Consider the following 14,003-nt stretch of genomic DNA (forward strand, 5'->3'; position numbering starts at 1 on the left):
GGTTTTATAGTAAGGCTTATCTATGCGTATGATAAAAGGTCGGGAATAGCTGATCGTTGCTTGCGCGTCTTTTTCGCCTTGTCTATACTGACAAGCTTTTATTCATCATGTGCTGCGGAGCCATCTGATGCCCGACCTCTCTTATTTAGCAATTGACAGTCTGCCATTAGCATTTGGCATCATCATGGCCATTATCGGCTTGGTTTTTTATACCCAAGGGCTACCCGGTAAGTTTTGGCGCCGCTTTTATGCGGTATTGCCGGGTATTGTGCTGTGCTGCTTTATCCCAGCAACGTTAAACAGTCTAGGTGTTTTCGCTGATGGCATCGGCTCACAGATTTATGGCTTTACCGCTACCTATCTGTTGCCCGCCAGTTTGCTACTAATGACCTTATCGATGGATGTCCCTAAAATCTTAGGCTTAGGTTGGAAAGCCATTGCGATGTTTTTTGCTGCCAGTATCGCTATCATCATTAGTGGTCCAATCAGTTTAGGTATCGCTAAGTGGATATCGCCTGAGATGTTTACCGACGATACCCTATGGCGCGGATTTTCAGCGGTCGCGGGTAGTTGGATTGGCGGCGCCGCCAACCAAGCGGCGATGAAAGAACTGTTTGGCGTCAGCGATGATTTATTTGGCATGATGATCTTGGTCGATACCACTAATGCGTCGTTATGGCTGCTAGCTATCTTGGTCATGGCCAAGCACAGCGCTAAGATAGATAAGTTTTTACGGGCGGATAGCAGTAGTATTGATAAAGTGATTGCCGCGGTCGAAAGCTATGAGCGTGACCATGCGCGTCCAGCGACCTTAAATGATTTGATGGTGATGTTTGGCTTGTGTTTTGCCATGGTTGGGGTGGCACATTTTGTGGGTGGGCAAATTGCAGGTTTCTTTGCACCTTATAGTTGGGCCGTACAATACAGCTTTGCCAGCGCATTCTTTTGGATGGTGGTGATTATTACTATCATAGGTGTCATATTCTCTTTCACCAAAATTCGCCGTCTTGACCATGTTGGTGCCTCCAAATTCGGTACGGTATTTATCTTTATATTGATTGCTGCTATCGGTATGCAAATCAATCTCGCGGGTATTGTGTCACAGTGGCGATTGCTATTAATTGGTCTATTATGGATGAGTATTCACGTCGTGATTATTTTTGTGGTCGCTCGAATGATTCGTGCGCCGTTTTTCTTTTTAGCGGTTGGCTCCAACGCAAATACCGGCGGCGCGTCATCGGCACCTATTGTCGCCACAGCATTTCACCCATCGCTCGCGCCAGTTGGGGTGTTCTTGGGTATTTTAGGCTATGCGGTAGGCACCTTTGGCGGTTATATCAGTACGCAGATGATGCGGCTAGTAGTAGGCTAGTAATTGACACAGACAATAATGGTTTAATAAGCAGCGCAGTGATATCTCCGCTGCTTTTTTATGTCTGTCATTTACTATTTAATAGGGCATACCCTTATCAATAAACTTTTTAATCATATGGACAGCTTTACAGCACCCAACTGACATTTTTAGCCGTTTTATTGATAACCAATTATTGTAATTTTTACTACGATTGTGCACGCACAGTCAAAAACTATGCACGCACAGTCAATCTATTTTGCCAAAACCTCGCTATAGTGAAAAAGCTTGATCATTAGGATAGATGATAAGCCAGATAAAGCGCGTGATGAATGGTAAGGATAAATGGTCATATAGACCGGCATATTCTTTTATTTCTCCTATATAAACGCGCTTCTTCTGACCCAAATTTCTCGACAAGGAGTCTTTTATGAGCAACGCTCACCCCTCTATAGATCCTATTACCTTGTCTGTCGTACGTGGTGCCCTAGAAACGGCGCAGCGTGAGATGACAACCACCTTAGAAAAAACCGCCCGTTCGAGTGTCTTTAACTTAGCCCATGACTACAGTAATGCGCTGTTTGATCATTTGCCTGAGATGATTTTGCAAGGGCAAGATATTCCCATTCATTTAGGGTCGCTCATGCCAGCCATGAAAGCCGTCGCCGAATATTACGGTGATGACATTCATGAGGGTGATGTGATTTATCATAACGACCCTGTAATGATGGGTAGCCATATCTTAGATTGCTGTATGTATAAGCCGGTATTTTATAAAGGTGAGCTGGTCTTTTGGACGGTCTGTAAAGGTCATGTCACTGATATCGGAGGCCCTGTACCCGCAGGCTATAACCCTGACGCCAAAGAGATATATGCTGAAGGTTTACGCATTCCGCCTATTAAGATTTGGGAGAAAGGCGTTAGACGTCGTGATGTCATTAACCTCATACACAGTAATATGCGCTCACGCCGTAATCAAGAAGGCGATCTCAATGCTCAGTATGGGGCGTGTGCCGTCGGTGAGCGCAACATGATTGCGCTGCTAGATAAATACGGTGTTGAAACGGTGCGCGGTGCGATTGAAGAGTTAAAGAACATGGCCGACCACCATATGCGCTCATTAATCTCCTCTATCCCAGATGGCGATTATCATGGCGAGGCAGTATTAGAAGACTCGGGTCATGGCTTGGGCGATATGACCATCAGTGCAGATATCGTCATTAAAGACAGTGATGTACATATTAAAATCACCAGTCCACCGCAAGTTCCTTATTTCATCAACTCTTATGCCGGTAACTCGATGTCAGGGGTATTGCTTGGGCTGATGATGTTTGCTCAAGTAGAGCCGCCGTATAACGAAGGCTTATATCGCTGTGTTAGCGTTGATTTGGGTGAGCATGGCACCTTATGTAATGCCAAAGAACCTGCGCCGCATGTTAACTGTACGACCACGCCAATGGAAACTTTAACCGATGCAGTACGTATGGCATTTGAAGCGGCGGCACCTGAGCGTGTTACCGCGTCTTGGGGGCATTCATCAGGGATTAATATTGCTGGTATCGATCCAAAGACTGGCGAGCAATACGTCACCATGATTTTGGCGTCTATTATTTCAGGGGCCGGCGCCACGCAGCAAATGGATGGCTGGCATGCTTGTGGGCCATTGAGCTGCTTTGGGGCGCTAAGCTCGGGGGATATTGAGCTATTGGAATATCAGTATCCTATCTTAATTCATAAGTATGGTTTGGCAGAAGACAGTGGCGGCGCTGGCGAGTACCGCGGCGGCTGTGGTACGGTTTGGGAAGTTGAGCCATTAGACCATACTATGACGGTTATTGCCTTTGGCGAAGGTCGTCAGCATCCCACCATGGGTGCAGGCGGTGCTGAGCAAATCTCACCCGAGCTTAAGGTTGGGCGTCTAGAGATACTGCATAAAGACGGGCAAACGGACTTATATAGAAAAAATACCGTTACTGAAATCACGCCGGGTGAACGTGCGCGTAATACCAATCCGGGTGGCGGTGGCTATGGCAGCTCATTTGATCGCGATATTAAAGCGGTCATCAAGGATGTACAAGAAAGGATTATCTCAATCTCTGCGGCAAAGATTGAATATGGTGTGGTGATTGACCCAGAAACCTTGACGCTCAATGAAGCCGAGACTGAGTACTTGCGCCGTCAGATAACCGCATAAAAAACACATTGAACTTTCATGATTGAGTTAAGGATGACTTATGAACAACGATTTTCGTATTGGCGTTGATGCTGGCGGGACTTTTACAGATTTTGTCTTGGCAGAAAAAACAGGTGACATTCATCTATTTAAAGCACCATCGACCCCAGAGGATGGCACCTTAGCCATTGCCAATGGTCTACAGCAAATTGCCAACAAGTTTAACCGTCCTATTGAGGACATCATTCAAGCCTGCGACTTGTGTATTAATGGTACAACAGTCGCACTGAATGCCCTGATTCAGATGACAGGCGTGAAAGTGGGCTTGCTATGTACCAAAGGGCATGAAGACAGTATTGAGATACGCTTAGGGCACAAAGAAGAAGGACACCGCTATGATGCCAGTTACCCGCCAGCGCCGCAGATTGCCACGCGTGACCGCCGCTTTCCCATCCGTGGGCGTATCTTAGCAGACGGTACCGAACACGAGCCGCTAAATGAGCAAGATATCCTCGATGCGATTAAAGTGTTAAAACAGCAAGACGTGCAAGCGGTTGCCATCTCTTTTGTGTGGTCTATTCGCAATACCCAGCACGAACAGCGGGCCAAAGCACTCATCGAGCAGCATATGCCGGGGGTGTTTGTCTGCTGCGGTAGTGAAGTATATCCGCAGATTAAGGAATATACGCGTACCTCAACAACACTGGTTAATGCGTATTTAAGCCCCGTTATGGCGTCTTATGTGCATAAGATTGATGATTACTTTAAAGCGCTAGGGGCTGAGCAGCCGGTCCGTTACTTTCAATCAAATGGCGGACTTGCTGTCGGTAACATCATGCGAGAAAGAGCGGTTAATGCCATCAATTCAGGACCAGCATCAGCACCGCAAGCGGGTTTATATATTGCTAGCGCCTTTGGTATTGATAACATCATCACCGTTGATATGGGCGGTACGTCTTTTGACATCACTATGGCCAAATCTGGCCGAACCAGCCTAAACCGTGATATTGATTTCTTACGCAATCGTATTGGCGTGCCGATGATACATGTCGAAACGTTGGGTGCAGGCGGCGGCTCTATTGGTCATGTGAACAATTTTGGTATGTTGGAGGTCGGTCCACAAAGTGCTGGCGCGACACCGGGGCCTGCCTCTTATGGTAAAGGTGGTGAGTTGCCAACCGTTACTGATGCCAATTTAGTGTTAGGATACTTAGAGCCTAATGCCGTGTTAGGTGGCTGTGTCACTTTAGATAAAGACAAAGCTCAGCAAGCGGTACAAAAGTATATCGCCGACCCACTAAAAATTGACTTGGCGCATGCAGCTTTTGGTATCAGCGCCATCGTCAACCAAAATATGGCAAACGGCATTCGCCGTATTACCATCGAAAAAGGATATGATCCTCGCGACTTTGCATTAATCTGTGCCGGTGGTGCAGCTGGCATGCATATTGTTGATTTGGCAGAAGAAATGGGTATTAGTACTATTTTAATACCAAAGATTGCTTCTTGTCTCTGCGCCTTTGGCCAAATCATCTCTGATATTAAATATAACTATTTGGCCACGCAAATGATGCTTATTGCGCCAGATTCAGAGCTACAGTCGCTCAATGCCACCTTGCATGAGCTAGAAAGCCTAGGAGTGCAAAAACTGCTAGAAGATGGCTTTGCAGAAGACGATATTATCATCGAGCGTACAATGGAGATGCGCTACGTAGGGCAGGTGCATGAATGTAATGTGCTGATACCCAATGGCAAACTTGATGCCGCCAGTATTCAAACGATCTTAGAAGCCTTCCATCATCGTCATAAAGAGCTCTATACTTATGATGAGCGTGACAATAAGGTGGAGCTGGTTAATATCGAAGTCGCTGTCATCGGTAAAATCAGTAAGCCTAAGCTACCAGAGCTTGCTAAGCAACAAGGTGATATCAGTCAGGCACAAGTCGGCAGCCGTGAGATGATATTAGATCAAGGCTACGAATGGATTGATACGCCTATTTATAATGGTGAAGAGTTTGGGGCAGGGGCGTTGATTGAAGGGCCTGCGCTTATTCAAGAACCGACCACCACGATTGTGATTAAAAAAGGCTGGCAAGCAGAGCTGCATGAAACGGGCACTTATAAGCTGATCAAAGCGGCTTAGCTTGCAGTTTTTATCGTTCTAGCTTTATAACCTTTCCATCAGGCATTGAACCCTCGTTTAATGCCTGATGTTTGTTTTAGGTATCGTATTAGACATCATAGTAGTTATACGTTTATGATATAAAAATAAACGCTTAGCGTCCGATAAGGCGCTTATAAGCAGCTATTACCGCTCATTTTTTATTCATAGAGTATTCAAGGATGAATGCAGGTCACGATACAGATAAGACAAATGGCACAGCAAAAAGCGATAGTCTCATGGACATTGTAGGGGAGAGTTCTATTTCAAATTCGGCAGTACCATTCCCACTATTAACACCACTTCCGCCAATATCTTCAACGCCTCCTATAAGCACGGCACAAACATTAGATGCGTTTGATTGGAAGCGCACCATCAACGACACCTATTTTGATCTCAATGTGAGCTTTCGCCAGCCAAGTCAATTTTCTGGTTACTTGCAACATGCTAAGCTTTTGGATATCGGGGTATCGCATTATCATGCCAATACCGTACATTATAAACGCACTTTAGTAAGCAGCAACCATTATAGTGACGGCATTAATGCCAATAATAGCGATGACAGTATTTTAATCACCTTTCCTGTGACCGGCAGCGTTCGTTTTGCGCAAGAAAACCGCCAATTAATCTCAAGCCCGGGTCAGTTTTTTATTGAGCTATCAAACTTACCTTACGAGTTTTATCATCTGCAAGAAGTATCGTTATATGTGATTAAGGTGCCTTTAGTGTTATTAACCCCGCAGATGGGCACCATAGAGCGGCAGTTTGCCCGTAGTCTGTCCATTGATGAAGGCGCAGGTAGGCTGCTAGTTTTTCAAATCAGACAGATATTAGAGCTGATTCAGCAGCATCGATTGGCGGCTTTAGAGGTTAAAATCCTAGAGCAGCAGCTGCTTAATCTTATTGTATTAACATTGAGTGCTCCGAAAGAAGTGATGATGAGTAATAGCTCATCTATACAGTCGGTCCATCTAAAGCGCATCGAGCATTACGTCTATTTGCACCTAGAAAACCCTGCCTTGACTCCAGCGCTGGTCGCTGCTGCTTGTCATATATCCGTCAGATACTTGCATAAGCTGTTTGCCAACTTGCCCTATAGTTTTTCAGAATGGGTAAAAGAATTGCGCTTAAAGCAGGCCAATCATATTTTAAAAACCAAAAGCTACGTGACTATCGATGAAGTGGCGCATAGAGTCGGTTATGGCGATCAAGGTTACTTTTCACGTATTTATAAGCAGCATTTCGGCTATACGCCGCGAGATACCCCAAGCACAGGGTAGTCATTGTTATGTACTCTGTCATGCAGTCGCTGTATGATTTGCTTATTAAGAATAATAACCACAGCGCAGGCATTTATTGGGATTAGGATTGGGTGAACTGAGATGATCAATGCTATCAATGATGACATGGCAAAAGTAGAAATTTATGAAAGCGCTGATGGAAAGGCGCAGGTAGACGTACGCTTTGAGCAAGAGACTGTTTGGCTGTCACAAGCACAAATGACCGAGCTGTTTGGTCGTGACCAGTCAGTTATTTCGCGTCATATTGCCAATGCCATCAATGATGAAGAAATCGCTGAAAAAAGCAATATGCAAAAAATGCATATTGCAAATTCTGATCGCCCTGTGACTTTTTATGACTTAGATGTGGTTATCTCAGTGGGGTATCGCATCAAATCTCCCCAAGGTGTGCAGTTTAGACGCTGGGCTACTCAGCGCTTACGAGAATACTTAGTTCAAGGCTATACGCTCAATCAAGAGCGCTTTGATAAAAACTCAAGCGAGCTACAACAAGCGTTAAATTTAATTAGAAAAACCGCGCAAAGTCCCGAGCTTAAAACTGATGAAGGACGCGGCTTGGTTGAGATTATCAGCCGTTACACACAAACATTCTTATGGTTACAGCGCTATGATGAAGGTTTACTTGATAACCCTGCAGGGCAAGAGGGCGGTATCTTACCGAGTCCGACTGAAGCTATGGCAGCACTAACGGATTTAAAAGCGCAGCTTATAGATAGAGGTGAGGCGACTGAGCTATTTGCTAAGCCTCGCGGTGATGGTTTGGACAGCGTGCTAGGTACTTTAGAGCAGACGGTGTTTGGTGAGCCTGCATACCCAACCATTGAGAGTAAAGCGGCGCATCTGCTGTACTTTATGGTCAAAAACCATCCCTTTACCGATGGCAATAAACGCAGCGGCGCTTTTTTGTTTGTGGATTTTCTGCATCGTAATAATCGACTGCTCAATGATAAAGGTGACATGGTTATTAATAACACGGGGCTTGCCGCATTAACCTTATTGGTCGCTGAATCTGACCCCAACCAAAAAGAAACCTTGATTAAGTTGATTATGAATATGCTGTCTTTAGAGAGTTAATAAGTAGGTTTATCATCCGTGCCACGTAATACTCATAACGCTAATAATAAAAAGCACAGTCTAACGACAAAAAATTAAAGGAAATTCAATATGTTTAGCATGATAAAAGACTGGCGCGATCAGCGTATCTTGGATAACAGCGAATTTACCCATGCTGATTGGATGCAAGCCGCTAAGCGTATTGTGATACTTGATAGGCTAAACGAGAATGAGCTAACACGCCTGTTTGAGCTGGCGACGTTGTTTTTGGCTAACAAGTCAATTACTGGGGCGCAGGGTTTCGAGATTACCAATGCGGTTAGGCAGTCTATTGCCTTGCAAGCTTGCCTGCCTATCTTAAATCTAAGCCTTGAATGGTATGCTGGCTGGTCAGCCATTATTATTTATCCAGGTTCCTATAAGAGCGAAACCACCACCGTAGATGAGTTGGGTATCGTCCACGAAGGTAGCCAACACCGCAGCGGCGAAGCGTGGTTACGCGGTCCTGTCATTCTGTCGTGGAAAGATGCCAAACACTCAGGCGAGCGCGACGGTCATAACGTGGTCATTCATGAGTTTGTGCATAAGCTCGATATGTTAAATGGTCGCGCCAATGGTTTTCCGCCGCTGCAAACCGATATGGATCCTGCGCGCTGGACTGAGATTATGACGCGAGACTTTGAGGATTTTCAAACCCATCATAAATCAGGTCTTGATCGTTACGGTGCAACCAATCCAGCGGAGTTTTTTGCGGTACTCAGTGAAGTGTTTTTTGAGACGCCGCAAAAGCTGGTCGACGCTTACCCTGACATTTACGAGATTATGGTGAAGTTTTTTCGCCAAACGCCGCTTTAATAAAAATCATCAGTATTAAGTATCTATAGCAAATAAAAATATATATAGGTGAAAAAAGCAATAAAAAGGGCAGTGTATGGATTCAATAACACCGCCCTGTGCTAGTTTTTATGGCTATAAACTCATGTTTTTATGGATAAAAAGGCTTTAAACCGTCCATTGGTCATTGATGATAGCCACTAAATAACGTTTGCCTTGATAGTCATCAAATACTAAGCGCATGCCACGCCAATCCATACCGTCATACTCGTCCGTACCCTTATAATAAAAATCAACCACGTCTGATTTTGGGTAAACATCCTTCACGTTATTAATCATATTACCTCTAGACTCAAAATCATTAGTTTTTATGCGAGCATCGTTAAACTTTTTAGCATCAACCCAAGTCGCCAAATACGTCGGTAGCGGCGTGACCAATAACTCCCCAGTACCATCCAAATCACCCCAAGTAAAGCGGATTTTGGACTGTTGTAGGTATTGGGCGAATTGTTCACGGCTAAAGACCTTATCGGTCTCAGGTCGCACATACGCATACATCGAAAAACGAACGCCGCGAGTTGGGTGGATATCATTGGTGATGCGAGCAAAGTCATTAGTCGCCAACGCACGCTGAATACGCAACGCTTGCTGTCTGAGCGTTTGCTGGCTGGTGTCAGAGATGACGGGCGCTGAGGTATTACCATTTTGCTGATTGGGTATTCTGACATTAGAATCAGCAGAAGATGAGCAGCCAGTCGCAACAAGTAGGGAGGCAAAGCACGCAGCTGTTATTAATTTATAAAACCCTGACTGAGAAATATCAAAACGAGATGACGGCATCATAAGAATATCCTTATCGTAGCTTATTGAAATTAGAGCGGCATTAGACCTGAGACCTGAGACCTGAATAAATACTGAGTTAAATGGGCGTTTGCTCATCAATAGTACTCATAACTCATCAAAGTTCATAATGGTGCTGTGTAAATGCTGATTCTGGTTACAAACCTCATTAACACAATTATGTCGTAAAACGATATTTTATATATGTTTTAATGAATATAGCACATATAACGTCATATTCATGGAGGACACCATGCAAAAAACAATGTTTTCTATCATGATGTTACTCATAGGATTTCCTGCCATGTCTGCTACCGCCAATCTAACAGAGGCACTACAGACGGCTTTTGCCATGAAAGTCACGACCATCGCTAATATGTATCAGCAGGATGTAAATAATCAAGGTCAAGATTATCCGGTCGTATTGCAGCAGTATGGCAGTCAGGAGCTGCAGGCTGCTATGCAGCTTGAGCAAGATTACTTTGATAGAAAACAAGCGTCATGTCATATTGGTTATGACGTGTTATGGAGTTCTCAAGATCCTGACTATGGACAAGATAAGGAGTTTTCAGTGACCACCAGAGGGCTGGTCCAAGTCAGCTTAGCACAAGGCAATAATGTGTATTATGAGTTGTCGTGTGATGATTCTGCCTGCAAAGTGGTAGACGTCATCTTAGATGAAGATGGCACATCGTTACGAGAGCATTTGCTTAAGCATTGTCGTTAATTGGAATCTGATACCAATATTTTTGAATGAACTCTAATAGAAATGAAGACGAAGATTTGCAAATGGCACTCGATAAAATATATTGCACTCAGCTCTTAAGACCGTTGGTTTGTTTTCGCATAATGTATATTATGTTAAATAGACTGTTTAAAGTCATTGATAATAAAGGTTTAGACTGTTAAGTTTCTACTGCGATTATTGACACTTAGCCGGGCTGCTTATTCGGCTAACTTATATGCTTCTGAAATATCTTCTTCTCGATATAATATATTTTTAGCCTCTACTCCAAATTCCTCTTGGTTAATATCTTGCTGAATTGTCGTGTCAGGACGATGGTTTGTTTGTATTGCTAGTAAGTGTCCTCTGTTTTCTTCTGAGTCACGGAATAATGTATTCTGCGCCTCTTGTTTAAAATCACTCTCACTAAGTGACATTTTAACTGCCATAGTATCTACTTGCCTATAAGCATTTTGCGTTTCATTTGGAGTCTCAATAGACTTAGGAATGAAGTTAGGCTTGGTTGCTGCTACTGCTATTTTTATTTGATTGGCAGAAACTGTATTTTCAGAAATTGCTGTACTATTAGTCTCTAGTGATATCTGAGATTTTTTTGAGAGTAAATGATTAGAGGCAAACACGGCAAGCAAGAAAGCAGCACAAAAGATACTAATGACGCTGAGAAATTTGGCGTTATGAAGCGACCTACCCTTGGTTGGTTTAGCAGTGTTAGTAGAGAATGAAGGTGTTGGTTCTTTTGCACGTTTTTGCGTGGTTTGCTGCATATAGCGCTCATAAGGCCTGCGCATACGGTTTCGACCCTCGACATTCAAGATAACATCATTACTGCTATCGCTAGGCAGCTCTGTAGCAGTAGCAGGATTCATGTCGTTGGTTGAGATGCTCATAGGTAAATACCGTATCAATATATGTGATTAGCGGTATATAGCCGCATGTTTATATGATGATACGTAACCTTTAATGTGATGCAATGGTTTTTGGTATGAGCGCTAGGATTACCGGATAAACGGTATCAAGATACTGGTTTTATGCCTTGAAATCTCTTAATCGTTGGTCTCACGAAACAACGTACTTTGTGACTCTTGTCTAAAGTCCTCGTATGTAATGGCAGGCTCAGAGGCTGATTCATTTTCTGAATCATTGGTCGTGAGCGCTTTAGGCTGACCATCGGCTACTTGTATGTTCTTGGCAGTATTTTTTTTATCAGTGCTTGGTACACTGGTTTCAGAATCTACGGTTGGTTGATTGCTAGCATTAGGTGTATTATCTGCTGCATTTACTTTATTGCTACCATTACTAGTATCCGAATCAGTGGCAGGCGGTGTTGTTGACAGAAAACCGGTAAAGATAAGCGTCAATACTATCGCAGCAATCAATAATGAGCCAACAATCATCCCGATGATGAGCGGTTTTTTGCTACTTGCCAGCTTAATATCTTTTGACGGCACTAGCTCAGTTGGGCGTTGTGTGGCTAAATCGTCGATATCAGGGTTTTCATAATGGTAATGATCATCATTACCTAAAGAGGCTGTCTCTCTTGCGATATTGTCATTATGGTTGTCTGAATAGTCGTCATCTGATTCAGTATTTGATGGTTTATCTAGATTGAAACCTGCTGCATGACTTGTAGCCAAATCCTCATTCTCATCGGAGAAATCTAAGTTAACGCCCGTGCTTGTGGTGTTTTTCCCCTTGAGACTTGTCTCTTGCTGTAGCTCATCTTGCTGGCTTGCAAATAGTTCCAACTCTGCGGCGCTCAAAGGTTCGTAGGATGACAGCTTATCAGCATTTTTTAGCGGTTTTAATGGCGCCAGCCAGCCCTCGCCATTAGTTTGTTCGCGATTGCCGTCACTATCAGCACTATCCACATTTTCGACACGCGTGATAAAGCGCTCATAAATGTTATCTTTACGCGAACGTCTTCGTGGCTTAGCATTAGCAATTTTCGCTAAGTTTGCCTCTAAATCCGCACTTTGGTTACTTTTTTTATCGCTCATGAAGTGATACCAGAAAAGTTAATGCCACGAAAAATAAATGATTGCTACAATGAGGGTAAAAATGGCTTGTTTTCACGCTTGGTCTGTATGGCTAATTTACATAAATTGTTTGCTAAATTGTAACACTATCGTTACCACACAATATAGTGCGTCGCATCCCCTCCTTCAAGTATAATTTACGCTTGTTTCTCCTATTCATAGAAAATAGCCACAATATTAGGTTAAATAAGCGTCATAGACAGATGAGCATGAAAATATGGATTTAAAACAGCTCAATGCTTTTATTGCTATCGCTGATTGCAAAAGCTTTAGCGCGGCTGCCACCAAAACAGGCTTGTCACAGCCTACGCTTAGCCGTTTATTAAAGCAGCTTGAAACCGATATGGGAGTGGAGTTGGTTGATCGTTATCATAGACCGCTACATCTGACAGAAGCGGGTGTATTCTTTTACGATAAAATCAGTACGATACTGACAGAGATTGACACCGTCACCAGTATGACCCAACGCTTGTCAGCGCCCAGTGCCGCCTTAAATATTGGTTTTGTGCCATCAGTGCTGTATGGCTTACTACCTGAGGTCATCGCTAAGCTAAAACAGTCTAACCCTGATATTGAGGTCAATTTAAAGGACATCAGCTCCTATCAGCAAATTGAAGCCTTAAAAACGGGCGAAATTGACGTTGGCTTTGGTCGCTTTGCTCATCAAGACCCATGGATTCAGCAAATATTGTTGCGTCATGAGCGTTATTTGGTAGCGCTTCCTAAAGCGCATGCGCTCGCCCATATCACTGAACAACGCTTGATTGACTTGGCAAATAATCGCTTGATTTTATATCATCAAACCCACCTGCCTATATCGACGACAGCCCAACCTATTAAGAACACTATTAATAATATGGCTACTGCTAATAATCAAAGCGGCAGCCGACATAATGAGTCGTCTAACGAGCAGCCATCTTTTGAGCCGGTGACCGAACCTTTACTGCATCTGTTTGCCCAATATGGCATCTCTCCATTTATGACCACCACCGTGAGTGATTTACAAGTGGCGCTCGGCTTGGTTGCCGCTGGCGAAGGCATTACTTTGGTACCTGCCAGCCTAAAAACAGTGCGTACCGAGCAAATAGTCTATCGACGCCTGCTGCATGAAAATGCCACTTCTCCTATCTACTTACATAGTCTCAAAGACTTTGTCCATCCTAAAATCCCCGACTTGCTGAGCGCGATTTATCAGGTCTATGAGCGCCGTGGTATTACTTATCGGCAGCAAAGTTTTATATCACAACGCTAAACTGCGTCAAATGGGCAGATATCGGTGGCGTATTGTGTTATAAAGAACCGGCAAAAAATACGCAGTGCTAACCCTTGATATTCATCACTTATTATGCTAACTATCAAGAATAGGCATGCAAACTATTAGTAATAATAATTAGAATAATCCTTATCCTGTCCAGCAGCATTATGCTAAAGTCGATTCAAGATGAATCGTTTTATATTTAGGTTCTTATAAAACGTTTTTCTCACGCTCATTGGCAAGCTGACACAGGT

The 14,003-nt window shown here is 43.7% G+C and carries 11 protein-coding genes; 8 read left to right on the plus strand and 3 right to left on the minus strand.

The genetic code is table 11. The features are described from left to right. The first annotated feature begins 127 nt into the window (after positions 1-127). From FQ084_RS05025 to FQ084_RS05050, 6 genes are all read left to right on the plus strand, one after another. On the plus strand, positions 128-1,372 hold the full coding sequence (locus tag FQ084_RS05025; protein WP_149489502.1) for a DUF819 domain-containing protein: 1,245 nt from the start codon (positions 128-130) through the stop codon (positions 1,370-1,372). A 409-nt stretch (positions 1,373-1,781) separates the two neighbouring features. Beyond that, positions 1,782-3,545 carry a hydantoinase B/oxoprolinase family protein gene (locus FQ084_RS05030; RefSeq protein WP_149489503.1) on the plus strand — a complete coding sequence of 588 codons (1,764 nt, stop codon included), beginning with the start codon at positions 1,782-1,784 and terminating at the stop codon, positions 3,543-3,545. Between the two features lie 40 nt (positions 3,546-3,585). Then, entirely contained in the window at positions 3,586-5,667 is a 2,082-nt protein-coding gene (locus tag FQ084_RS05035) for a hydantoinase/oxoprolinase family protein (RefSeq protein ID WP_149489504.1), read from the plus strand. A 200-nt stretch (positions 5,668-5,867) separates the two neighbouring features. Beyond that, positions 5,868-6,965, plus strand: a complete 1,098-nt coding sequence (locus FQ084_RS05040; protein ID WP_149489505.1) for a helix-turn-helix transcriptional regulator — start codon at positions 5,868-5,870, stop codon at positions 6,963-6,965. 102 nt (positions 6,966-7,067) lie between these two features. Further along, the gene (gene rhuM, locus FQ084_RS05045) at positions 7,068-8,060 is read left to right on the plus strand and encodes a RhuM family protein (RefSeq protein ID WP_149489506.1); all 993 of its coding nucleotides are present in this window, start codon (positions 7,068-7,070) and stop codon (positions 8,058-8,060) included. Positions 8,061-8,150: 90 nt separating this feature from the next. Further along, positions 8,151-8,894, plus strand: coding sequence for a zinc-dependent peptidase (locus FQ084_RS05050; protein WP_149489507.1), 744 nt, complete (start codon positions 8,151-8,153; stop codon positions 8,892-8,894). Positions 8,895-9,041: 147 nt separating this feature from the next. On the opposite strand, the gene FQ084_RS05055 is transcribed toward FQ084_RS05050, so the two are convergent. Further along, a complete protein-coding gene (locus FQ084_RS05055) occupies positions 9,042-9,716 on the minus strand; it encodes a hypothetical protein (RefSeq protein WP_149489508.1) in 675 nt (224 codons plus the stop codon). A 250-nt stretch (positions 9,717-9,966) separates the two neighbouring features. Here FQ084_RS05055 and FQ084_RS05060 point away from each other — a divergent pair, with 250 nt between their 5' ends. Further along, the gene (locus FQ084_RS05060) at positions 9,967-10,440 is read left to right on the plus strand and encodes a hypothetical protein (protein ID WP_149489509.1); all 474 of its coding nucleotides are present in this window, start codon (positions 9,967-9,969) and stop codon (positions 10,438-10,440) included. 218 nt (positions 10,441-10,658) lie between these two features. Here FQ084_RS05060 and FQ084_RS05065 read toward each other — a convergent pair whose 3' ends face one another. Then, positions 10,659-11,345, minus strand: coding sequence for a hypothetical protein (locus FQ084_RS05065; protein ID WP_149489510.1), 687 nt, complete (start codon positions 11,343-11,345; stop codon positions 10,659-10,661). Positions 11,346-11,501: 156 nt separating this feature from the next. Further along, positions 11,502-12,455 (minus strand): hypothetical protein, encoded by a 954-nt coding sequence (locus tag FQ084_RS05070; protein ID WP_149489511.1) that lies wholly within the window; start codon positions 12,453-12,455, stop codon positions 11,502-11,504. Between the two features lie 256 nt (positions 12,456-12,711). Between FQ084_RS05070 and FQ084_RS05075 the strand changes: the two genes are divergently transcribed. Further along, positions 12,712-13,746, plus strand: coding sequence for a LysR family transcriptional regulator (locus FQ084_RS05075; RefSeq protein ID WP_149489512.1), 1,035 nt, complete (start codon positions 12,712-12,714; stop codon positions 13,744-13,746). Positions 13,747-14,003: the final 257 nt, after the last annotated feature.

The sequence above is a fragment of the Psychrobacter sp. ANT_WB68 genome, assembly GCF_008369115.1.
Lineage (GTDB): Bacteria > Pseudomonadota > Gammaproteobacteria > Pseudomonadales > Moraxellaceae > Psychrobacter.